Genomic DNA, 22,195 nt, shown 5'->3' with positions numbered 1-22,195 from the left:
TTTGTCTAAAGTAGATAAAAGTAGAAGCACAGGATACTAAAATAGTATAAAGTAGTATAAATGTTTCCTAATAATTTAGGTTATAAATCAAATCAAAATGAGTGTAGAAAGTTGTAAAACAGTAAGCATAACTAAGCTTAAAGAGTGGGGTTATTTGGATAATGGTATAAAATCGGGAGTAATAACGTGGAGTATATCGGGCGAAGTTACTTCGAGAATAAGTATAAAATCGAATATTAGTGAGTACAGAAAATTTATAATGCTTGCTTATACACAAGATGGAGAAAGTATAAATTATAATGTACACCTTGTTTCTGTTCCCTCGAATTTAGGCAAAGGAGAGATTTTTTATTTTGTTTGTCCGAATACTGGAAAGCAATGCAGAAAATTATATCATTGTTCTAAATACTTTCTACACCGTGAGGCTTTTAGTTATCTGTATTACGAAAAACAAATAGAATCTAAAAAAACACGTGAATTACATTCGATATTTGACAGAGCATTTTTAAGTGATGAAGTTTATGAAGAACAGTATAAAAAGCATTTCAAAACTCACTACAACGGAAAGCCTACAAAACGGTATCAAAAATTAATGAATAAAATAAAGCTCGCAGATAAATTTCCAGCAGATACAATGCAAAGATTATTGATGATGTAAAGAAAGATTAGTTTAGAATAGTAACTGTTGTAATTTCTTTGCCTTATTTATTCAGTTGTTTTAAGGCGTATAATTGCAATTTGTTTTTTACAATCACTATTTTTGCTCTTATAAAAAATAAAAATGAATCAAAAAACATCACTATTTATATCAGATAAACTTAATTTATTGACTTTAATTAAGCAGTTTTCAAAGGTTGACATATCGAAAGATTTGGATATAATAATTAAATTTGAATGCAAAGGGTTCATAAAAGCTGAAGTGTATTTATTGATAGTTTCTTTTGTTAATGAAATGCGCTGTAATGGAAAAACCGTTAATATCACTCTTTTAAATGAAAAAGATTGTTCAGCAATTAGTTATGCAAGTAGAATCGATTTCTTTAAACAATTAAAAATTGATTACAACGATAGAAATCAAAGACATGATGTAAGTGGTAATTTAATACCAATAACAAACATAGGTTTAGGCGTTATGGATCTTTCAAGAGAAATTTTAAATGTTTTTAGAAAGGATTTTAAAATGTCGGAAGAAGATGTTATGCAACTGTCACTTATTATTAATGAAATGTTTTGCAACACAACACTTCATTCTAAGTCAAAATCAGGTGCGTATTTATATTGTCAAAAATACAAGATAATGAATGCGTTAGAATTTATATTAGTTGATTCAGGTATAGGAATTAAATCTTCATTGCAAAAGAATGAAGATTATAAAAATATTTCAAATAGAGATGCTGTTTCTAGGTCACTTGAATTTGGTGTAACTTGTGGTGAGGGGCGAGGACACGGGCTTTATTTTGCCTCCGAATTTGTACGTTTAAATAACGGAGAAATGTGCTTGGTTTCAGGAGATAGTCGTATTATAGTTAAAAATCAAGTGGTTAATAATATCACAAATGATAATTGGAATGGTGTTTATTTGAAATTTTTGTTTAAATTTGATTCAGTTATTTCTCTAGATGAGTTAATGGCTGGAAAAGGGTATGATTAAAATAACATAAAAAAAAGTATCTTATGATTGTGAAATTTTCAAATTTTGGACATTCATTAAGTTCAAGACTAAAAGGTAGGGAGGTTTTTAATGAAATCAAACCTGAAGTTTTAATTGCCGAAAAAATAATTTTAGATTTTGCAGAAATCGAAATTATGACAATGTCTTTTGGTACAGAATTGTTTGATAGTATTAATCAATATTCTAATTGCGAAATTGAAATTATAAATTCTAATAAGTTTTTAGATGGAGTTATTTCGTTTTGTAAAAAAAATTTAAAGCAATTAGCATATTAAAATAAAAAAAATATAAAATAGAAAGAGAGCACTAAAGATGCTCTCTTTTTTTTATCCAAAATTTAGGATAATAAAATGACATTGTGAAAATTATATTTTAATTAAAAAACCTTACTTTTTTAAAAGTTTTAATTTTTAATTTTTATGCAAATAAAAAATTCAGAAAGCCCATTTTTTATATTATGCAACTATCTGTTACGCGCCCAATCGCAGGAAATAAATGTTTTGCTCTATCTTTCGCGTGCGTAATTATTTTGATTAATCAAGTTTTTTCAAAAGTAAAACAATACGCGCACGCGAGGCGAAAACGTAGCGACATAAAAAAACGGTAGTTGTTCAGGCTACCGTTTTACGTCGTTCAAACGTTGCTTTATAATTGGCATCGTAAAGCATTACAAATGTATAATTTTTTTAGTGTTTTTGAAATTGTCGGGCAAATAGCGGGCAACTCTTAAAAACAAAAAACTCAACTATCTAAAAATAAGATAATTGAGTTGTTAAAAGTGCGGATAATAGGACTCGAACCTACACGCCTTGCGGCACCAGATCCTAAGTCTGGCATGTCTACCAATTTCACCATATCCGCTCAATTGTGGGTGCAAAGATAATCATAACTTCCAATTTTCAAAGGATTTTTTTAAAAAAAATATTCATTCTGTTTTTTGTATTTTTGGTTCGCTAAAAAAAAATATTCAATGGAAGATTTAAAATCCTATGTTACCAAACACAAAGATCGGTTTATCAATGAGTTAATTGAACTGTTAAAAATTCCATCAGTAAGTGCCGACACCGCTTTTTCACAAGATGTCCTTGACACCGCCGATGCTGTAAAAACAAGTTTAGAAAATGCAGGATGTGATTTTGTCGAAATTTGCGACACCCCCGGATACCCAATTGTATATGGAGAGAAAATCATCGACCCAAAACTCCCCACTGTTTTAGTTTACGGACATTACGATGTCCAACCTGCTGATCCATTAGAATTATGGACTTCCCCTCCTTTTGAACCCGTTATTAAGAAAACTGAAATTCATCCTGAAGGTGCCATTTTTGCCAGAGGCTCCTGCGATGACAAAGGACAAATGTACATGCACGTAAAGGCTTTCGAATACATGATTCAGAGCAATACTTTACCTTGCAATGTAAAATTCATGATTGAAGGCGAGGAAGAAGTAGGAAGCGTTAACCTAAAGACTTTTGTAGAAAACAACACTAAAAAGCTAAAAAACGACGTGATTTTGATTTCGGACACCGGAATGATTTCCAATCAGCAACCTTCTATAACAACCGGACTTCGCGGTTTGAGCTATGTCGAAGTTGAAGTTACAGGACCTAATCGTGATTTACACTCTGGACTTTATGGTGGTGCGGTTGCCAATCCTATTAATATATTGTCCAAAATGATTGCTTCTCTCCATGACGAAAACAATCATATTACAATTCTAGGGTTTTATGATAATGTAGAAGAATTATCCCTAGAAGAAAGAGCCGAAATGGCCAAGGCTCCTTTTGACCTTGAAAAATACAAAAAAGCGCTGGACTTAAATGATGTTTATGGCGAAAAAGGATATGTAACCAATGAACGTAACTCTATTCGTCCAACACTTGATGTAAACGGAATTTGGGGTGGCTATACCGGCGAAGGTGCCAAAACTGTTATTGCCAGCAAAGCTTCTGCCAAAATCTCTATGCGCCTTGTCCCAAACCAAGATTGGGAAGTTATTACTGATTTGTTCACCAAGCATTTCGTCAACATTGCTCCTGCAGGTGTTACCGTAAAAGTTACTCCGCATCACGGCGGTCAAGGCTACGTGACACCTATAGACAGCATTAGTTACAAAGCAGCTAACATGGCCTACACCGAAACCTTTGGAGTTCCTGCAATTCCGGTTCGCTCAGGTGGAAGCATTCCTATTGTTGCGTTGTTCGAAAAGGAGTTAAAAAGCAAAACTATTCTCATGGGCTTCGGACTTGATACCGATGCTATCCACTCTCCAAACGAGCATTTCGGAATCTTTAATTACTTGAAAGGAATCGAAACCATTCCTTTGTTCTATAAATATTTTGTGGAGCTTTCGAAATAATTCCTATTTCAATACAATTCAAAATCCGTTCAGAAGTGAGCGGATTTTTTTTGGTCTCTCCCAAATAATCTTTGTTTTTACTAGGAGCTATTTCCTGCTATCCGTTGCAATCTTGTCTGCCGAACCCCGGCACACAAGGATTTCCACTACTATCAGGGCTAGGAAATTCGTTTTCATAAGACATTAATTTTTAATTCAAATTATCTCTACAAGAAACATTTGCATAAAAAACGATCAAAAATTTGGTCGTATTATTTTTTATTCTACATTTGTAGAGTCAATTCTATTTCTGTAGAGTAAAACCAATTTATGAAACACGTACTCATCACTTTAATACTTACTTTAACTTTGATTGGATGCAAAACGCCCCCCATAAATCAAAAAGTAAACAAGGAACGAGAAGGTCTATGGAAAGAGGAATACACTCAAGACGGTTCTCAATACAAATCAATCGGAAAATATCATAAAGGCGATCCTATAAAAAGATGGAGGTATTACCTAGATAACAAAATAATTATGAGAGAAAAATACAAAGACGATTATTGCATCAGAACCCGTTACCATCAAAACGGGAAAGTACAATCCAAAGGAAAAACAAAACTAGTTATTACAGGTACTAATGCGCACTGGTTTTATTCTGGCGATTGGAAATACTATGACGAAAAAGGAAAACTTATTTCCATTAATAAATATAAAAATGGGGAATTAGTCTCAGAAATAAAAGTACCTGAACTCAAAAATTAAAAAACGAAACACAATTAAAAAAATAAAAACATGCAACTATCAAACTCCGAAGAACAATTAATGGAACATTTATGGAAGCTTGAAAAAGCCTTCATGAAAGATTTACTGGAAGCCTATCCCGAACCAAAGCCTGCAACAACGACCGTTGCAACCCTTTTGAAAAGAATGATAGACAAGAAATTTGTTACTTATAACGAATTTGGAAACTCAAGAGAATATTATCCTTTGGTCAAAAAAACAGATTATTTCTCAAAACACGTAAACGGATTGATAAGCAATTTTTTTAATAATTCGGCGTCACAGTTTGCATCGTTTTTCACAACCGAAACCAATTTATCCGCTTCGGAATTGGAAGATCTCAAAAAAATAATAGACAGTGAAATCCAAAAAAAGAAAAAATGATAACATATCTTATAAAATCCGGATTACTCCTTTTTGTTTTTTACTCCATTTACAAATTGATTTTAGAAAATGAAAAAATGTTTCGTTTTAATCGAGCTTATTTGTTAGGCAGCTTAATTTTTAGCTTAACAATTCCCTTGCAATTATTTACCGTAGAATCTTCTTATCCGAACAAAATAAATATGGTTCCACTAGAAGGAATAGTAATCAAAACAAATAATACGCTTTTAAGCAAAATAGATTATAATGAAATTGTAGTTTCGATTTTAAGTACAATCTATATTGTTGTAGCATTAACTTTAGCTTTTCGTTTTGTAATGAATCTGTATTCATTTTATAAAAAGATGACAAAAAACGATATTCAGTTTATAAATGGACTGAAAGTAGTCTTGGTTAAGGAAGAAATTTTGCCACATTCGTTTTGGAATGCCATTTTTATCAATGAAAATGAATTAAAAAATGGAGCTATTCGACCAGAATTAATAACACATGAAAAAGCACATTTGCACCAAAAACATACTTTAGACATTCTTTTCATCGAAATTTTACAAATTTTATTTTGGTTCAATCCCATTATTATTTTGTTCAAAAAAGCAATAAAACTAAATCACGAATTTTTGGCAGATGAAGCTGTAAATATTCAATTTAAATCTGTTTCAAAATATCAAAGCCTCCTACTAAATATTGCTTCAAATAAGAGCAGCATTGCTTTAGCAAGTAACATCAATTATTTAATAACTAAAAAACGTTTACTTATGATGACAAAAAAAGAATCACCGATCAAAATAATCCTGAAAATTTGTTCAGTAGGCACGATTTCCGTTTTATTATTCTTCACTTTCAACACAAAAGTTATAGCCCAAGAAATCTCTAAAAAGACTAATCCTATAGACAAAGATGTTTATCCTCTTTCAGCAATTGATACAAAACCTGAGTTTCCAGGAGGACTTATGGCATTTTATAAATTTGTTGGCACCACATTCAAAATGCCTACCAAAGCTGCAAAAAATAAAATAAAAGGAAAGGCATATATGCAGTTCATCATCGAAAAAGACGGCACCTTATCTGAATATAAAACAATAAAAGACATTGGATACGGAGTAGGTGATGAAGCAATAAGAGTCTTAAAAATGTCACCAAAATGGACGCCAGGAACCATACAAGGAAAACCAGTCCGAGTTATGTACAGCTTGCCAATAACTATTCAAGCAGCTGAATAAAAAAACAAAATCCGCATTTCCCAATGCGGATTCTGTCTAAAAAAAAATTAAAAATCTAAAATTAAAAAAACTTAGGTGAAAACTTTATCAGGATTATAGCCAATATAAGGCATTTCCTGCTCATTAAAAATAACTCCGTATTCTTCCAATTCCCTTAAAATTGGCAAATACACTTCTTTACGAATCGGAAGCTGTACTCCGGGAGTGGTGATTTTACCGTTCAAAATCAACAAAGTCGCCATTGCAACCGGCAATCCTACCGTTTTGGCCATAGCAGTATAGGTTTGATCTTCGCCTATACAAACCATTTTGGAATCGATTTGTTTTTCTTCTCCGTTTAGGACAAACCCAAATTTGTGATACATCACAATCATATCTTTGTCATGAGGCTGTAAAGTCCAACTGTCGGTAAGGATTTTTTCAAGAATCTGGGCAGGTGTCGCATCTTTCAAGCCCACTTTTTTATTGCGATTGAACAAGTCCAATTCCAATAATTTATCCCACATGATATCGTCCTGGTCAATTTTTAGGATCAATCGCATTTTAATTTCAACAGAATCCGTTGGGTGATAAGGTAAAAATGAATTCACAAATTCCCGGTAACTCATGTTCTCGGAATTCTCCATTATATAACTGTCGTCTGTCATTCCCAATTGGACAAACATATTCCAAGCTTTGGAAAAACCCACTCTCCGAATCGTTCCTCTATATAAGGTAAGTGCATCGTCAAGTCCGTAAACACTTCTGTATTTAAGAGAATCTCTATTGGAATACGCTTCAAACTTACCATAACCCTCTACCTCCAAAAACTCAGTTCTTCGAAACAAGTTTACATACGGAATATATTTATAGTTTCCTTCCTGAATAAACTTGGCAGTTCCGCCTTGTCCCGCCAGCACCACATTCCGTGGCGCCCAGGTAAATTTATAATTCCAAAGATTATTATCCGATTCTGGTGCTACAAGTCCACCACAAAAAGACTCAAACAAAAGCATTTTTCCTCCCTTTTCCCGAATCTCATCGATCACTTTCATGGCACTCATGTGGTCGATTCCAGGATCAAGTCCAATTTCATTCATGAAAATCAGATTATTCGCTTTGGCTGCGGCATCCAATTCCTGCATCGCATCGCTTATGTAGGAAGCGGTAACCAAATGCTTTTTATACTTAATGCAATCCCTCGCCACTTCAATATGAAGATGCGCTGGCAACATCGATATAACAATATCCGCTTTTTGGATTACATTTTTTCTTTGATCTTCATCAAATATATCAAGAGCTATCGGAGTTGCATTTGGGTGTTTATTTGTCTTTTTCTCGGCTAAAGCCAAAGACAAATCACCAATAATAAGATGCAATTCTTCAGATCCCGATTTTTCCAAAAGGTATTGTATTAAGGAAGAAGCCGATCTTCCTGCACCCATAATAAGAATTGTTCTCATTCGTTTATATTTAAAATCATCTCTTCAATAAAACAATACCATTTCGCTTTAATCAAACAGGATGTTTTTGTCCTTATTTCAAATACCCGCAAAACAATATAACACAAATATATTAAATTGTTATATTTATAACAAACGATTTTGAAAAAACATTTTATTACAAAAACTGATTTGTGATTTTTAAGGGTGCAAAAATAAACCAAAACCCTCACATTTTATTTCACAAAAATTACTTTTAAAGTTCCAATTAAAATGCTTTTAGATTGAAAAAATAAAGATATTTTTGTGATAAATAACTTCGGAAAAAATGAATAAAAAAATACTTTCAACAGCGGCCATTTTTGGCATGATAGCCATAATATTAGGTGCTTTTGGAGCACATGCCCTAAAAAAAATACTATCCCCGGAACAAATTGCTACTTTTGAAACAGGGGTACGTTATCAAATGTACCATGCCTTATTTTTATTGTTCATTGGAACGAATACCATCATCAATCAAAAAAGAAAAAAAATCATCCATAATTTGACTCTTATAGGTGTTATATTTTTTTCAGGTTCTATTTACTTATTAGCAACCAATTCTTTAATGCCAATCGACTTTAAAATATTCGGATTCATAACACCTATCGGTGGCTTATTTCTTATTTCTGCATGGTTCATTTTACTTTTTGACTTATTAAGACCAATAAAAAAAGAAAAATAAAATATAATGTGGTTCTAAAAATAAATTATACTTTTGCGTAAAATAAACAAAATTACTCAAAAAAGTTATTTTTATGGACAACTACGCTTTATTTACGAAATCGATTTCGTTAAAAAACTTGGGAATTGAAAATGCCAAAATTCAGTATCAGCTAAGCCCTAACGAGTTACATGAAATTGCCATCCAATCAGGACAAGGAAAAGAAAATTCAACAGGAGCATTAGCAATTAATACAGGTGAGTTTACAGGACGTTCTCCACAAGATCGTTTTATCGTAAAAGACAGCATTACCGAAGACAAAGTATGGTGGGGAAATGTAAATATCCCATTTGAACCAACTGCATTTGAAGCGCTATACAAAAAAGTTACCGCTTATTTATCCAACAAAGAAATCTTTGTCCGAGATGCTTATGTTTGTGCCGATGCTAATTACAGACTAAACGTACGTGTAGTTACCGAAACCGCCTGGGCCAATTTATTTTGCCACAACATGTTTTTGAGACTTACTCAAGAAGAATTAGAAAATTTCACTCCAGAGTGGACCGTGATTTGTGCTCCAGGATTTGTTGCAGATCCAACAACTGATGGGACGCGCCAAGGCAATTTTGCTATTTTAGATTTTACAAAAAAAATTGCATTAATTGGAGGAACAGGATACACCGGGGAAATGAAAAAAGGTGTATTCTCAGCCTTGAATTTTATTCTGCCTGTTTTCAAAAATACGTTACCAATGCACTGCAGTGCCAATGTTGGAGCAGATGATGATACTGCCATATTCTTTGGCTTATCAGGAACAGGAAAAACAACTTTATCAGCTGATCCTGCCCGAAAACTAATCGGTGATGACGAACACGGATGGACAGAAGAGAATACTGTTTTTAACTTCGAGGGTGGATGTTATGCCAAAGTAATCAATCTTACCGAAGAAAACGAGCCGGATATTTTTAGAGCCATCAAAAAAGGAGCAATTCTTGAAAATGTGGTTTTCAAAACAGGAACCAATGTAGTTGATTTTGAAAATATTTCCATCACTCAAAACACACGAGTAAGTTACCCAATTGACCACATAGAGAACATTCAACCTGGTTCAATTGGTAAAAATCCAAAAAACATCTTTTTCTTAACTGCCGATGCTTACGGGATTTTGCCTCCTATATCCAAATTAACTGCCGGACAAGCCGCTTATCACTTCATATCTGGATACACCGCAAAAGTAGCTGGTACAGAAGCTGGTGTTACAGAGCCTCAACCTAACTTTTCGGCTTGCTTTGGTGCGCCTTTTATGCCTTTGCATCCAACAAAATATGCCGAAATGCTAAGTAAAAAAATGAAAGATGCCAATGTAAAAGTTTGGCTAATCAACACCGGATGGACCGGTGGAGCTTATGGAACAGGAAGCCGAATGAAATTAAAATTTACCCGCGCCATGATTACTGCAGCCCTGAAAGGTGAATTAGATTCAGTAGAATTTACTAATCATGATGTATTTGGAATTGCTATTCCTCAATCGTGTCCTAATGTTCCAAACGAAATTTTGAATCCAAGAAACACTTGGGAAGACAAAGATTTATATGATAAAAAAGCAGTTGAATTGGCTAAAAAATTCAATGCTAATTTTGATAAATTTAAAGATTTTGCCAATGCCGAAATCTTGGCTGGCGCACCGATTGTCTAGTTAATTATTAATTCAATACTTCAAGAGCTGTTCCTCCCGAACAGCTCTTTTTTTATTACTTAGCCACAAAGCTCACAAAGAATTCAGCAAAGGACACAAAGCTTTATAACTTCATTTTCAAAAAAAATCAGTGAAGATCCGTTTTGCCCGTGTCATCCATGACCCATTTCACCCCTAACCAAAAACAAATCAACATTTTAACTCAATATTTAATTTATTGCAGTTAAATTTGCAGAATCAATCAATCAAAAATCAAATCAATCATGTTAAAACAATTCTTTATTCTCTGTTCGGGGGCCGACAAAAAACTTCTTGACGGTTGTTCCGATGGGGAGCAAACCAAATTTGTAGGTATTGGTGCCACCGTTTTTTTTACGGCCGTTATGGCTTTTATTGCTAGTGCCTATGCTCTTTTCACAGTCTTTGACAATGTCATTCCCGCATTACTTTTTGGCTTCGTTTGGAGTTTGCTAATCTTTAATTTGGATCGGTTTATTGTTTCCACTATACGAAAAAGGGACAGCTTTGCAAGTGAATTTCTTCAAGCCACTCCCCGAATCATTTTGGCTTTCATCATCGCCATCGTGATTTCAAAACCATTGGAAATCAAAATTTTCGAAAAGGAAATCAATACGGTTTTACTGAAAGAAAAAAATGCTATGGCCTTGAATAATAAAAAAGAAGTCGCCAATTATTTCAAAACGGACTTGGACAAAAACAAAAATGATATCAAGAATCTTAAAACTGAAATCGCCAATAAAGAAAAAGAAGTAAGCACACTTTATCAATCCTATATTCAAGAAGCCGAAGGAACTGCCGGAACAAAACTAATGGGTAAAGGTCCCATTTTCAAAGAAAAATTAGCCCAACATGACTTGGCTAAAAAAGAACTAGATACCATCCGAAAAAACAATTTGGCCAAAATTACCGTTTTGGAAAAAGGGAGCAAAACATTGCAAACCGATTTGGACAAAAAAGTAACTGAAACACAACCGATAATAGACGGTTTTGACGGCTTGATGGCACGAATAAATGCTTTGAACAAATTGCCTTGGCTTCCGTCATTTTTTATAATGCTTCTGTTTTTGGCCATTGAAACTTCTCCAATTATTGCCAAATTACTTTCACCGAGAGGAGAATACGATTTCAAATTGGAAGACTTGGAAACCGCACTCAAAGCCACTATCGAACAAGACAAATACCAACGCGAATTACTGATCAAAACAAGTGCGGCCATGCACGACAAAGTGTATGCCGATATCGCCGAGGACAAAAAATTATACGATTTGCAAAGAAAAAACGCAACCGAATTACTGGAACAACAGTCCAATAGTTTTGTGGAAAAACAAAGAGCCACGCTTTAAATCAAAAGGAAAAAACAAAAAAATCCAAAGTCATTAGATAAATTCTCTTGACTTTGGATTTTTTTAAACTTAAAACCTTTTTTACATCAAACTCAAAATCTCTTTTTTGAAAGCATCGTATTCACCTTGCAAAATAAGACCGTTGTCCAATAGTTTTTTATAATTTTGTAGCTTCGCAAAAAGCTCGTCCTGTGTCAATTCACTATTCTTTTTCTCTCCCGAAGCAACAGAATTTTCTGTAACAGGTTCTGCGTAATTCGAAATTGTCGGCATAATTTCGGCAAAATCATTTACTTCTTCCGTTTCCATTTCCTCAATCAATTCCGATTCCTGAATTAATGACGGAGCAATTTCTTCATTAATTACCGATTGCGCTGGGCCATTTTTCAAAATATCCAATTGTTCTTTGGCAAAAGTAAAAATTTTACGCGCCTGAATTTTTGGAATATAATCGATGGTAACCTGCATTTCTGTTTTGGTAGAAAAAGAAAACTCAGATCCAAGAATATTTTCTTTCACAAAAGTTCCTTCGATTTCGTCCCAAGTATAATCGATGAAATTCATAGACAGCCCTAAATTTTTAGGCTGACAGATGATAATTCTTTTATTTGTCACCACAATACTATCCGGAAGTACGGTCAATGCAGGTTTCTTTTGCACTGCAATATATCCTACTTCTTCGTTTTTCATTAAAATATCCTGCAATTTTGAAGTCACTTTCTCAATCGCTTTTGGATCTTGCTCTTCGTTTAAAAACTTTTTAATTTGATCTTTCATGTTTATAAAGTTGCTGAGTCACTACGTAACTGAGTTTCTAGGTTTGTTATTAGTTTCACAAAAGTAATGCCAATTTACCGAAGTTGCTTCGCCGATTCGGTAATTTTTTTTAGATCCCTTCGCTTATTTCCGTTTGTATTTTCTTGGTTAAACTTTTAAAAACCAAGTCATACGAATGGTCAATCAATTCTTTTAACAAAGCATCGGGAGCGTCCTGATTCACGGCAATCGTGTTCCAATGTACCTTACTCATATGATAACCGGGCTCAATCGCATCATATTCCGCACGCAATTCCTGTGCCCGTTCGGGATCACATTTCAAATTTACAGATGGAGTCCCTTTTTCCCATTGCAATAAGGAAGATAAAGCAAACATTTTTTCTCCAACCTTAAAAACCAAAGTATCTTCATCAAAAGGAAAATGTTCCGTTACCCCTTTTTTCGAAAAACAATATTCGTAATACGTTTCTAGATTCATTTATTTTCCAATTTCACCCAAGTGGGTATATTTAAAACCCGATTCATATTTTAACCCATAACCAAACATCCTGTCCATAGACGAATGTGCAAATAAAATAACACCTGTAAGCTGTATCGTTTCATTGGAACAAAAAATTCCAACAAGATACAAAGCAACCGCAATACCTCTGTGATGTACCACATTATAACAAAATGCGCCAATTCTATCTCCAAACAGATAACCTATCATAGAAAAATCAGGCACTAAAATTAAAACCAAGAACCACCACCACGCATACTCTAATTGATTAAAAAAATAAATTCCGAGTATGAATAAGCCTAATTCTTCGAGTTTGATAACTGTTTTCATCATACTATTTTCTCCATCATTCGCTCCGGAAAAGCCAATTCCTTAAACCCAAATTTCTCATACAGAAAATGGGCATCCCTAGTTGCCAATCGCCAAATTTTTACATCTTTCAACAAAGGTTCTTCTATCATGGCCGAAATCAAAACAGAAGAATATCCTTTTCCTCTGTGTTCTTCGGCTATAAAAACATCCATTACATAAGCAAAAACGACATAATCAGTGATAACCCTAGCAAAACCAAATTGGACATCGTCCTTATAAATCCCAAAACAAATCGAACTGTCAATTGTTTTTTGAACTTCATCAATGGTTCTTCCCGCAGCCCAATATATATCTTTCAAAAAATGTTGGATAAAAGGGACGTTTAATTGTTGTTTATCAGTAGAAACGTAAATCTTACTGTCCATATTTTAAATAAAAATTAAAGTCTTAATTTATAACCGATTTTATTCACTGGCTTGCTGATAAATTTTGGCGCATCAAATCGGTAACCAAAATACAACAATCCAAACGAACCACCATTTGAAACAACCTGATTTTTAGTTTCATTATAAAAACTGGAATTGAAATTAAAGTTGACTCCAAATAGAATTCGATCCGAATTATATCCAAGTTTTAGCCCACCAGTAAGAGTCGTCAAAAAATAATCATGCTTTTCTTTTTTTTGAATTCCTAATTCATCTGTTGTAGAATTCAGGAATTTTACTCCAAGAGCCGTTGTTAAATTAGGTGCCACATAAAACTTTTTATGAATAATAAAATTATAAAAATAACCAATCCCTACACTTACATCATATTCATTTTGATGCGTCTTTAAAATATCAGTTTCCAAAGAAATCTTTTTATAATCATATATTAGTGTTGGGATAAAACTTCCTGCACTTTCTTTTTGCCACTCAGTAAACGATGTGATGCTTTTTAATGAAAAATTGGGATTGAAAATATACGATGTTGACATTCCGTATTTGGTTATTTTTAAATCTGGAAATTGAATATAAGGGGCAATATCAGGTTTCCAATCTGGTAAAAAATCCTGGGTGTTTGCGATATAATATCCTTTGATTCTACTGTAATCAACTGTTTGAAGCCATTTCCCAAGAAAAAAACGAAAATTATATTCTGACAATTTTGATTTTCCTTTCACGTCTTCATCTTTATTTCCTCCAATAAACTGAGGATAAAATCCGTAACTAAAACCTATAAATTTATAATCTGCAGATAAAAACACTTTGTAATTATTATTGGTTTCCAAATCCAGATTGCCACCATTTTTGTCTTCCAGAATTTGTGAGTCAGTTTGCGTACTAAGATTAGTTCTAATCAAAATCTCATCGGGATAAAACACAAATTTAGAACTGTCTCGTTCTTTTTTTTGACCAAAAACAGTCCCGTTTCCTAAAAGCAAAATAGCAAAAAACAATACTATTTTAAGCAAATATTGATTATGACAACTTCTATGTTTTCTTGTTTTCAATCCTTAGATTTTACAAAATAGAATATAAAACAGGCTTGCTTGGACTCGCATCATTTTCAAAAGAAGCAATTTGAAGATTCAACAGATAACTACCGTCTTCGATTTCATCGGGAACAAAAATCATTTCAGTTATCGTGCAAGCTAATCGTGCATCAGGATTTAAATCATTAACATCTTTTACTTTCCAAAAGGCTTTGTGGGCCAATAATTTCCCCTCGTCATGTTCTTTGTCCACGCTTGGCAAATCGATCAGCAAATGTTTGATACCGCTTTCGCGAATGAAATGCGCAGCGTCTTCAGCCAAATAAGGCGGATTCGTATTCGAATATTTTAATGATTTCTTTATTTTAAAATTAGGCAATGTCCTGATAATTATTGCTTCGGGAGTCACACTGAGCGAAGTCGAAGCGCCCAATATATTTTTAATCTGATTTCGTGTTATTACTAAATCCTCTCCCATCATTTCTGGTACAACCGAAACCAATTCCGCCAAAAAGAAAAACTGTTTCAGCGACTGATTGATACTGTAAAACTCCTTTGTGATATGTCCCAAACATTCGGTGTGCGTTCCATGTCCATGCGGATTGAAGAAAATATTATTGAAATTAGTCGAAGATTTTCCTTCCGAAACTTTACCAATCCAATCACCTGAAACAACGGGTTCTATAACCGGCTTTTCCAAATACCAAGCAATCGGATTTTCATCGGTATTCGTCAACGGAATAGAAATGTCAATTGGTTTTGATAAATCGACTTCGAATGTGTTGCTGTTATGTTGGATTGTTGTTTTCACCTCTAAAAATATTTTAGCCACAAATTACACAAATTTCCGCAAATTAATTTATGCTAATTGGTGTAATTTGTGGCTAATAAATGAATATTGTAACCTTGCGTTAATCTTTGCCAACCTTGCGATTAAACTAATTTAAATAAAACAAATCACTCGCAATTCCATCAGTCAAAAATTTCCCTTTCGAAGTTGGTTTTAGAATATCATTATCAATAGCTAGTAAACCATCGTTTAGGAATTTTTGGGCTTGTTTGTGCAAATAGTTCAAGTATTCAGTTCCAAATTCGGTTTCAATTCGTTGCCTCGAAACGCCCCAAATTGTCCGCAAACCGGTCATTATATATTCATTATAACGGTCGGCAATTGACAAAATTTCAATTTCATTGGGCAGTTTATCTTCCTGGATGGATTTTATGTAGAGTGAATTATTCGAGACATTCCAACTTCGAGAAATGCCGTCATAGCTATGTGCGGAAGGACCAACTCCAATGTATTTTTTTCCCAACCAATACGCCGAATTATTTTTGGAGAAATAGTTTTCTTTCCCAAAATTGGACAGTTCATAATGGATAAAGTCGTTGGCCTCCAATGTCTCGACCAAAATAGCAAAGTGCTCCTGAGTCGATTCGTCATTGGGTTTGGCAATCTTTCCGGTTTGGATCAGTTTGTTCAAAGCCGTTTTTGGTTCAACCGTCAATGCATAACTCGAAATATGTGGAATTCCAAAAGACAAAGCCGTTTCAATATTTTGTTTCCATCTTTCGTTACTCATTCTTGGTATTCCGTAAATTAAGTCGAGCGAAATATTATCAAAATATTTTGTTGTTTCTTCCAAACATTTTTTGGCTTCCGCCGAATTGTGCGCTCGATTCATCATCACCAAATCATCTTCAAAGAAAGATTGAATCCCTATGCTCAGTCGGTTGATTGGGCTTTTAGACAATTCAAGAATTCGTTCCTTTGATAAATCATCGGGATTGGCTTCAAGAGTAATCTCAGGATTTTCAGCAATTTTATAATTCTTGTAAACCTCATCGATCAAAGATTCGATTTCTTCTGTAGTCAATACCGAAGGCGTTCCTCCCCCAAAATAGATCGTTTCAACAAGCTCGTCCCTAAACTCACTTTTACGCAGCTGTAGTTCTTTGGCAATAGCCAAAACCATTTCGTCTTTCTTCTTCATTGAAGTCGAAAAATGAAAATCGCAGTAATGACAAGCCTGCTTGCAAAATGGTATGTGTATGTAGATTCCTGACAATTTAGTTTAATATTTAGTCAATTTTATCGTTTCGATTTTTCTGTTTTTTATACCAATAAATAAATTGTTCAAGATTTTCCTCAATAGTACATTCCTCAATAGACGAAAATTCATAAGTCCCAAAATCGACACTATTTACCAATTCAGGATTAAATTCAAATATTTTTTTATAAATAAAACCTACATCAATTAGTGTTTTCATATATTCATAGTTTTCTTGCTCTAATGCTCCGAAATATGAATTGTTCCAAAAAGAAGGGAAATTCCTAATTAATAGCTTAATATTTTCTTCGCACGTAATTGTCTTTTCTATGTATTTATTAAATTCAACTTCATTACCCAATTTCCAATAATGCATAATCATTTTATTAGGACTGTCAACTGGGTCTTTGTAAAAGGGGGGGGCAATTTCAAATTCTTGAGCTTTTATCGCAATAGATTTCTCAAATTGCTTTTTAAACAATTTATCGTCTTTAAATTTTCTAGTAAAATGGCATAATTGATATATATCAAGATTTTCAGCTAATTGTAAAGAGATCTTTTCATTATCATTTTCAAGATCTTTATTTAGAATTGATGCTGTTAATTCAATCAATCGTATTCGATAATCAAGGCCATACATGTCTTTTTTTGAATCAGGAATTAATTCAAAATTTTTAAATAAAAATTCATAAAAGAAATTACGCTCATGGATTTCTTCAATACTTTTTATTAAAGTTTCCATTCTGTAAAGAACCTTATAATGTTGGTTTTCATCTGAAAACAAACTCAAAATTAGTAAACCTAATTCTTTTGAATCTTTCTCTTTAACAAGTTTCTCAATTTTATTAATCTTTGTTGCCGAAATCTTTCTAACAGTGTGATATGAAAAATATTTATCAAAATGCTCTATCGAATTAATTCGTAATTCTTTTTCTAATAAATCAGAGTCAAGTTTATTATTAAAAAAAGTACTTTCTTTATGGTTAATTGGAAATAATGAATTTATAATATCACTCACACTACTAGACTTTTCGATAATATCTTTTCTAGTACCATTAACTGCATCTTTAGAATGATATTCATCATTAAAATCGATTATACTTTCAAACGTTGAAAAAGTCGATTTATTCGAATAATTTTTAATTAAACCATAACACTCTCCATTTTTAATTTTAATATACTCAATCCAAAACAAATCTCTTAAATTGATTTCTTCTGCAATTGCGAAAGCTCCAATAAAAAAACTATTTAGAACTCTTATTATTTCCCTAGGAGAACTGAAATAACTTGAGGAAAATTCCATATCAATTTGTTTAAACTCGTCCTCAAACCGTTCACTACTATTTATCCCTAAATTAGTTTTTACTTGAAAAAGCATTTTTCTAAAAAATTCTTTTAAATCTTCTTCTTCAATTCTAGGCAGATGAATAGGTATATTAATAATTTTTTCTATAAAAAACTTTCCATCTTCAATATTATCACCATATCTGTGTTTTATTGCTTTTGCAACTTGCGTGCTATCAAGGTTGACAATAAAAATAAAATTGCTGAAATTTGCGTTTAATTTAATTAGTTTAAGAACAGTATAAATTTCTTCTTTATCTAATCGATCTAAATCATCAATAAAAACAACAACTTTAAAGTTAACTGCTTTTATAGCATCATTAACTTTGTCCTTTAACGAATCAAGTGTCAATTTATCTCCTTTCAAATCTTCTCCTAAAGCTTGAAAAATCTCGTCAACATCAAAAGAAACCTTACTATTGAAAATTTTTGGAATACCAACAGTCGCGGATATTTTTACAGCTTTCAAATATTTGCTATATTTTGAAATCCATTTACCTACTTCTTGAAGATTTGTATTTTCTTTTACATAAAACATCTTTGAAAGTGCATCAAAAAAATCAAATAGCATCTCATCTTCACTTGAATATCTCCAAGGGTTAAAATGGAATTTTAAATATTCTTTATCTCCTTCCTTTTTTTCAAAATGTTCAATTTTGTTTTCTATTAAATTTAAAAATGAAGTTTTCCCTTCACCCCATTTTCCGTGAATCCCTATAGTAATAGGATCTGAATTACTCGAGTTTAATTGTATCAGTTTTTGAACTCTTTCTGCATAATATTTGAAATTAAATAAATCTTGTTCAGGCTTATTTATAGGACTATCGTCTAAAAAATGAATATTATTTGGCATAATTATTTTTAACTGATTAATAAAACTAGGCACTACTTTTTAGAAACACGCTCTTCATTTTGTTTCACAAAAGCATCCCAACCCGAATAACTTTTTTCACCAATCGTTTTACCCGAATTATAAAAATGACACACCGCTGCCGCCAATCCATCGGTACTATCGAGATTTTTTGGCAACTCTTTCAAGCCTAATAATTGTTGAAGCATTTTGGCAACTTGTTCTTTACTGGCGTTTCCGTTTCCGGTGATGGCCATTTTAATTTTTTTTGGTTCGTATTCGGTAATAGGAATATCTCTGGAAAGTCCCGCAGCCATTGCCACGCCTTGCGCCCTTCCAAGCTTCAGCATCGATTGTACGTTCTTGCCAAAAAAAGGTGCTTCAATCGCTATTTCGTCCGGATTGTGCGTTTCGATTAACTCGATTGTGCGCTCAAAAATGATTCGAAGTTTTTGGTAATGATTGTCGTATTTGGACAACTGCAGTTCGTTGAGCTGCAAGAATTCCATTTTCTTGTTAACAATTTTTATCAATCCGAAACCCATAATCGTGGTTCCGGGGTCTATCCCTAATATAATGCGTTCTTTTGTCAAGTTGTCTTTTTAAATTGTGCCAAAGATTTATTTAGCCGAATTGCTTTCCATTTCTTCGAGCATCTTAATAATTTTATCTAGCTTTTCCGCTTCAATTTTATCCAATCGAATGGCCAAAGCTTCGATTTCCTTTTTGGCATCAACATTCGTTTGATAATCGGATTGCGCCTGAACCCTGTCTCTTTCATTTTGCCTGTTTTGGGACATCATTATGATAGGCGCGGCATAGGCCGCCTGAGTCGAGAAAAGTAGATTCAGCAATATGAACGGATAGGCATCCCAATGGTACATATAACCAACAAGGTTCAATCCCATCCAAATCATCACAAAAAAGGTTTGAATAATAATAAACCGCCAAGATCCCATTCCCTTTGCTACCCAATCGGCCAAACGGCTTCCAAAACCTAATGCTTCATGATGTTTTTCGTGCCACGTTTTGTTATTGCTCATTTCTTTATAGGTTAGTGTTATTTAAATCATTCGGGGTATTACACAAAGATACACGAAGTTGGTACAGCCATTGATAAAGTTTGACTTCGTTAACAAAATAAAAAGTATTCGCACCCCTTTATGATTTCTTTGAGAATCTTTGCGAAATAAAATTTTCACGACGATTTTCCTTTACTTTGCGGTATGATTTCAATACCACACAAAGCTAAACAATTCCTCGTACTTCTAGTCAAACTTTTGATTGTAGGCGGTGCCTTTTATTTTATTTACAATCAACTGGCGAACAACGACAAACTGGACTGGCAGAAATTCTTGGTACTGTTTCATAAGAATCAGTCGGTTTCGGGAATCAGTTTTATTTTGCTTCTGAGTGTTTTAAACCGTTTATTTGAAATTTTAAAATGGAAATATTTAGTTTCTTATCTCCGTCCTATTTCTTTGAGCGAAGCGACCAAACAAGTTCTCGCAGGACTCACAGCGGGTCTGTTTACGCCAAACGGTGTGGGCGAATATGCGGGAAAAGCATTGTATTTTGACAAAAAGGAAACCAAAAAAATAGTGTTTTTAAACCTAATCTGTAACGGAATACAGATGATACTAACTGTTATTTTTGGAGTTTTTGGACTGCTTTATTTCAATGCGCAATACAATGTGATCACTCAAAAATCTATTGCTATCCTTTTTGGAATTTGCTTTTTACTTTCTGTCGCTTTATTTTTTTCGAAAAAAGTAAATATCAAAGGCTATTCCATTGAAAAACTGATCCATAAAATTAATGAAATCCCAAAATCGATTCATCAAAAGAATATGCTTTTGGCTATTTTACGTTATTTGGTTTTCTCCCATCAATACTATTTTTTGTTTCTCGCTTTTGATGTGGATTTGCCATACCTCATTTTGATGTCAGTCATAACGAGCGTTTACTTACTGGCTTCGGCTTTACCTACTTTCCAATTTTTGGATTTTGCCGTAAAAGGAAGCGTAGCCGTATATTTCTTTGGAATATTGGGCGTTAACGAGTGGGTGGTTGTCTTTGTCTCTACATTGATGTGGTTCCTGAACGTGGTTTTACCTGTTATTTGGGGAAGCTATTATGTGTTGAACTTCAAACCTAAAACAGCGTTATGACCTTGTTTTTATTGGTCATATCGATCATTTATGTGCTGTCTATAAGTTGGCTTATTTATGGTTTTACCAAAATAAATCAATTTGAATATATTGGCTTGACGCCAAAAACTAGCTTTAGCATTATTGTCCCTTTCAGAAATGAAGAAGAGAATTTGCCTATTTTATTGGAAAGTATTTCTAAATTAAATTATCCGACGGATTTGTTTGAAGTGATTTTGGTGGATGATGCTTCCGATTTTAGATTTAAGATTTTAGATTTTAGATTTAAGATTTCCTTGATTGATAACATTCGTGTGTCAAATTCTCCCAAGAAAGATGCCATTGCAACGGCTATGGAAATCGTAAAAACCGATTGGGTTATCACCACCGATTCGGATTGTGTGGTTCATAAAAATTGGTTGTTGGCCTTGGATAATTTTATTCAGCTTCACCACGTTTCAATGATTGCGGGGGCGGTTACTTATAATTGTAAAAAATCTTTTTTGCACCATTTTCAGCAATTGGATTTGGCTAGTTTACAAGGCGCAACTATTGGCAGTTTTGGAATCAGCAAAGGATTTATGTGCAATGGAGCCAATTTTGCCTATACCAAATCATTTTTTAAAAAACTAAAAGGATTCGAAGGGAATGATACAATTGCGAGTGGTGATGATGTTTTTTTGTTACAGAAGGCCGTAACCGAATACCCTGAAAAAGTCGCTTATTTAAAATCCAAAAATACCATCGTTACTACAAAACCCGTCGATAATTGGAAATCGTTATTCTACCAACGCGTGCGCTGGGCTTCCAAAACCACTTCTTATCAAAGTCTTTTTGGGAAAAGGTTAGGACTAATTGTCTTTTTGATGAATTTCGGTTTTGTTTATTGTTTTGTGATGACTTTCTTGGGAATGTTTCCTTATTTCTTTATCGGAATGTATTTCCTTATTAAGTTTGGAATTGATACTGTTCTAATAAAACAGACAAATAAATTTTTAACGAAAAATAAAATTCGCTATTTACTTTTAAGCAGTTTGTGGTATCCGTTTTTCAGCACTGCCGTGGCTTTGTATTCCTTGTTTGGAAAATACGAATGGAAAGGGAGAAGGTTTTAAAGTTAGAAGTGAGAAGTTAGAGGTGAGAGACTTGAATTTTAATTT

Annotated in this window: 23 protein-coding genes and 1 tRNA gene; 12 read left to right on the top strand and 12 right to left on the bottom strand. The window is 33.4% G+C overall.

Features of this window, described 5'->3' with window-relative positions; genetic code table 11:
- Positions 1-97: 97 nt before the first annotated feature.
- The 3 genes from OZP12_RS03590 (at position 98) to OZP12_RS03580 (ending at position 1,947) form a co-directional block, all read left to right on the top strand.
- Positions 98-658: a hypothetical protein gene (locus OZP12_RS03590; protein WP_281227682.1), complete on the top strand. Its 561-nt coding sequence runs from the start codon at positions 98-100 to the stop codon at positions 656-658.
- 123 nt (positions 659-781) lie between these two features.
- A complete protein-coding gene (locus OZP12_RS03585; protein WP_281227681.1) occupies positions 782-1,651 on the top strand; it encodes a hypothetical protein in 870 nt (289 codons plus the stop codon).
- A gap of 23 nt (positions 1,652-1,674) precedes the next feature.
- On the top strand, positions 1,675-1,947 hold the full coding sequence (locus OZP12_RS03580; protein ID WP_281227680.1) for an STAS-like domain-containing protein: 273 nt from the start codon (positions 1,675-1,677) through the stop codon (positions 1,945-1,947).
- Positions 1,948-2,451: 504 nt separating this feature from the next.
- On the opposite strand, the gene OZP12_RS03575 is transcribed toward OZP12_RS03580, so the two are convergent.
- A tRNA-Leu gene (locus tag OZP12_RS03575) sits at positions 2,452-2,533 on the bottom strand.
- 109 nt (positions 2,534-2,642) lie between these two features.
- Between OZP12_RS03575 and OZP12_RS03570 the strand changes: the two genes are divergently transcribed.
- The 4 genes from OZP12_RS03570 (at position 2,643) to OZP12_RS03555 (ending at position 6,397) form a co-directional block, all read left to right on the top strand.
- Positions 2,643-4,031 carry a dipeptidase gene (locus OZP12_RS03570; protein ID WP_281227679.1) on the top strand — a complete coding sequence of 463 codons (1,389 nt, stop codon included), beginning with the start codon at positions 2,643-2,645 and terminating at the stop codon, positions 4,029-4,031.
- A gap of 309 nt (positions 4,032-4,340) precedes the next feature.
- On the top strand, positions 4,341-4,775 hold the full coding sequence (locus tag OZP12_RS03565) for a toxin-antitoxin system YwqK family antitoxin (protein ID WP_281227678.1): 435 nt from the start codon (positions 4,341-4,343) through the stop codon (positions 4,773-4,775).
- 30 nt (positions 4,776-4,805) lie between these two features.
- On the top strand, positions 4,806-5,177 hold the full coding sequence (locus tag OZP12_RS03560) for a BlaI/MecI/CopY family transcriptional regulator (RefSeq protein ID WP_281227677.1): 372 nt from the start codon (positions 4,806-4,808) through the stop codon (positions 5,175-5,177).
- Between the two features lie 56 nt (positions 5,178-5,233).
- Entirely contained in the window at positions 5,234-6,397 is a 1,164-nt protein-coding gene (locus OZP12_RS03555) for a M56 family metallopeptidase (protein ID WP_281227676.1), read from the top strand.
- Between the two features lie 71 nt (positions 6,398-6,468).
- Here the strand turns inward: OZP12_RS03555 and OZP12_RS03550 are convergent, their stop codons facing one another.
- Complete coding sequence (locus tag OZP12_RS03550) at positions 6,469-7,839, bottom strand: saccharopine dehydrogenase family protein (protein WP_281227675.1); 1,371 nt, start codon at positions 7,837-7,839, stop codon at positions 6,469-6,471.
- Positions 7,840-8,146: 307 nt separating this feature from the next.
- Here OZP12_RS03550 and OZP12_RS03545 point away from each other — a divergent pair, with 307 nt between their 5' ends.
- The 3 genes from OZP12_RS03545 (at position 8,147) to OZP12_RS03535 (ending at position 11,581) form a co-directional block, all read left to right on the top strand.
- On the top strand, positions 8,147-8,542 hold the full coding sequence (locus OZP12_RS03545; RefSeq protein WP_281227674.1) for a DUF423 domain-containing protein: 396 nt from the start codon (positions 8,147-8,149) through the stop codon (positions 8,540-8,542).
- A 73-nt stretch (positions 8,543-8,615) separates the two neighbouring features.
- Entirely contained in the window at positions 8,616-10,217 is a 1,602-nt protein-coding gene (gene pckA / locus OZP12_RS03540) for a phosphoenolpyruvate carboxykinase (ATP) (protein ID WP_281227673.1), read from the top strand.
- A 263-nt stretch (positions 10,218-10,480) separates the two neighbouring features.
- The gene (locus tag OZP12_RS03535; protein ID WP_281227672.1) at positions 10,481-11,581 is read left to right on the top strand and encodes a DUF4407 domain-containing protein; all 1,101 of its coding nucleotides are present in this window, start codon (positions 10,481-10,483) and stop codon (positions 11,579-11,581) included.
- Between the two features lie 81 nt (positions 11,582-11,662).
- Here the strand turns inward: OZP12_RS03535 and OZP12_RS03530 are convergent, their stop codons facing one another.
- From OZP12_RS03530 to OZP12_RS03485, 10 genes are all read right to left on the bottom strand, one after another.
- Positions 11,663-12,358 carry a PH domain-containing protein gene (locus OZP12_RS03530; protein WP_281227671.1) on the bottom strand — a complete coding sequence of 232 codons (696 nt, stop codon included), beginning with the start codon at positions 12,356-12,358 and terminating at the stop codon, positions 11,663-11,665.
- A gap of 109 nt (positions 12,359-12,467) precedes the next feature.
- Complete coding sequence (locus OZP12_RS03525) at positions 12,468-12,836, bottom strand: MmcQ/YjbR family DNA-binding protein (RefSeq protein ID WP_281227670.1); 369 nt, start codon at positions 12,834-12,836, stop codon at positions 12,468-12,470.
- Positions 12,837-13,187 carry a DUF4260 domain-containing protein gene (locus OZP12_RS03520; RefSeq protein ID WP_281229121.1) on the bottom strand — a complete coding sequence of 117 codons (351 nt, stop codon included), beginning with the start codon at positions 13,185-13,187 and terminating at the stop codon, positions 12,837-12,839.
- Positions 13,187-13,594: a GNAT family N-acetyltransferase gene (locus OZP12_RS03515; protein WP_281227669.1), complete on the bottom strand. Its 408-nt coding sequence runs from the start codon at positions 13,592-13,594 to the stop codon at positions 13,187-13,189. The genes OZP12_RS03520 and OZP12_RS03515 overlap by 1 nt, the downstream gene beginning before the upstream one ends.
- A 14-nt stretch (positions 13,595-13,608) precedes the next feature.
- Entirely contained in the window at positions 13,609-14,661 is a 1,053-nt protein-coding gene (locus OZP12_RS03510) for a DUF4421 family protein (protein ID WP_281227668.1), read from the bottom strand.
- A 10-nt stretch (positions 14,662-14,671) separates the two neighbouring features.
- Positions 14,672-15,454 carry a cyclase family protein gene (locus tag OZP12_RS03505; RefSeq protein ID WP_281227667.1) on the bottom strand — a complete coding sequence of 261 codons (783 nt, stop codon included), beginning with the start codon at positions 15,452-15,454 and terminating at the stop codon, positions 14,672-14,674.
- A 127-nt stretch (positions 15,455-15,581) separates the two neighbouring features.
- The gene (gene hemW, locus OZP12_RS03500; RefSeq protein WP_281227666.1) at positions 15,582-16,709 is read right to left on the bottom strand and encodes a radical SAM family heme chaperone HemW; all 1,128 of its coding nucleotides are present in this window, start codon (positions 16,707-16,709) and stop codon (positions 15,582-15,584) included.
- 13 nt (positions 16,710-16,722) lie between these two features.
- A complete protein-coding gene (locus OZP12_RS03495; RefSeq protein WP_281227665.1) occupies positions 16,723-18,888 on the bottom strand; it encodes a KAP family P-loop NTPase fold protein in 2,166 nt (721 codons plus the stop codon).
- Positions 18,889-18,920: 32 nt separating this feature from the next.
- Positions 18,921-19,478, bottom strand: a complete 558-nt coding sequence (gene ruvC, locus OZP12_RS03490; protein ID WP_281227664.1) for a crossover junction endodeoxyribonuclease RuvC — start codon at positions 19,476-19,478, stop codon at positions 18,921-18,923.
- A 27-nt stretch (positions 19,479-19,505) separates the two neighbouring features.
- Complete coding sequence (locus OZP12_RS03485; protein WP_281227663.1) at positions 19,506-19,928, bottom strand: DUF1003 domain-containing protein; 423 nt, start codon at positions 19,926-19,928, stop codon at positions 19,506-19,508.
- 183 nt (positions 19,929-20,111) lie between these two features.
- On the opposite strand from OZP12_RS03485, the gene OZP12_RS03480 reads away from it, so the two are divergent.
- Positions 20,112-21,056 carry a lysylphosphatidylglycerol synthase transmembrane domain-containing protein gene (locus OZP12_RS03480; RefSeq protein WP_281227662.1) on the top strand — a complete coding sequence of 315 codons (945 nt, stop codon included), beginning with the start codon at positions 20,112-20,114 and terminating at the stop codon, positions 21,054-21,056.
- A complete protein-coding gene (locus OZP12_RS03475; RefSeq protein WP_281227661.1) occupies positions 21,053-22,150 on the top strand; it encodes a glycosyltransferase family 2 protein in 1,098 nt (365 codons plus the stop codon). Before OZP12_RS03480 ends, OZP12_RS03475 begins: the two co-directional genes overlap by 4 nt.
- The last annotated feature ends 45 nt before the right edge of the window (positions 22,151-22,195 follow it).

The sequence above is a fragment of the Flavobacterium aquiphilum genome (assembly GCF_027111335.1).
In the GTDB taxonomy this organism is placed as follows: domain Bacteria; phylum Bacteroidota; class Bacteroidia; order Flavobacteriales; family Flavobacteriaceae; genus Flavobacterium; species Flavobacterium aquiphilum.
The sequence above is the reverse complement of the archived record's forward strand: the minus strand, read 5'-3'. Positions and strand labels throughout refer to the sequence as shown.

Excerpts from the sequence above, each read along its gene's own strand:
- OZP12_RS03590 (WP_281227682.1), top strand. The coding sequence starts at position 98 with ATGAGTGTAGAAAGTTGTAAAACAGTAAGCATAACTAAGCTTAAAGAG.
- OZP12_RS03560 (WP_281227677.1), top strand. The coding sequence starts at position 4,806 with ATGCAACTATCAAACTCCGAAGAACAATTAATGGAACATTTATGGAAG.
- OZP12_RS03570 (WP_281227679.1), top strand. The coding sequence starts at position 2,643 with ATGGAAGATTTAAAATCCTATGTTACCAAACACAAAGATCGGTTTATC.
- OZP12_RS03545 (WP_281227674.1), top strand. The coding sequence starts at position 8,147 with ATGAATAAAAAAATACTTTCAACAGCGGCCATTTTTGGCATGATAGCC.
- OZP12_RS03495 (WP_281227665.1), bottom strand. The coding sequence starts at position 18,888 with ATGCCAAATAATATTCATTTTTTAGACGATAGTCCTATAAATAAGCCT.
- OZP12_RS03515 (WP_281227669.1), bottom strand. The coding sequence starts at position 13,594 with ATGGACAGTAAGATTTACGTTTCTACTGATAAACAACAATTAAACGTC.
- pckA (WP_281227673.1), top strand. The coding sequence starts at position 8,616 with ATGGACAACTACGCTTTATTTACGAAATCGATTTCGTTAAAAAACTTG.
- OZP12_RS03580 (WP_281227680.1), top strand. The coding sequence starts at position 1,675 with ATGATTGTGAAATTTTCAAATTTTGGACATTCATTAAGTTCAAGACTA.
- OZP12_RS03480 (WP_281227662.1), top strand. The coding sequence starts at position 20,112 with ATGATTTCAATACCACACAAAGCTAAACAATTCCTCGTACTTCTAGTC.
- OZP12_RS03565 (WP_281227678.1), top strand. The coding sequence starts at position 4,341 with ATGAAACACGTACTCATCACTTTAATACTTACTTTAACTTTGATTGGA.
- OZP12_RS03520 (WP_281229121.1), bottom strand. The coding sequence starts at position 13,187 with ATGAAAACAGTTATCAAACTCGAAGAATTAGGCTTATTCATACTCGGA.
- OZP12_RS03525 (WP_281227670.1), bottom strand. The coding sequence starts at position 12,836 with ATGAATCTAGAAACGTATTACGAATATTGTTTTTCGAAAAAAGGGGTA.
- OZP12_RS03585 (WP_281227681.1), top strand. The coding sequence starts at position 782 with ATGAATCAAAAAACATCACTATTTATATCAGATAAACTTAATTTATTG.
- OZP12_RS03475 (WP_281227661.1), top strand. The coding sequence starts at position 21,053 with ATGACCTTGTTTTTATTGGTCATATCGATCATTTATGTGCTGTCTATA.
- OZP12_RS03530 (WP_281227671.1), bottom strand. The coding sequence starts at position 12,358 with ATGAAAGATCAAATTAAAAAGTTTTTAAACGAAGAGCAAGATCCAAAA.
- OZP12_RS03535 (WP_281227672.1), top strand. The coding sequence starts at position 10,481 with ATGTTAAAACAATTCTTTATTCTCTGTTCGGGGGCCGACAAAAAACTT.
- OZP12_RS03550 (WP_281227675.1), bottom strand. The coding sequence starts at position 7,839 with ATGAGAACAATTCTTATTATGGGTGCAGGAAGATCGGCTTCTTCCTTA.
- OZP12_RS03485 (WP_281227663.1), bottom strand. The coding sequence starts at position 19,928 with ATGAGCAATAACAAAACGTGGCACGAAAAACATCATGAAGCATTAGGT.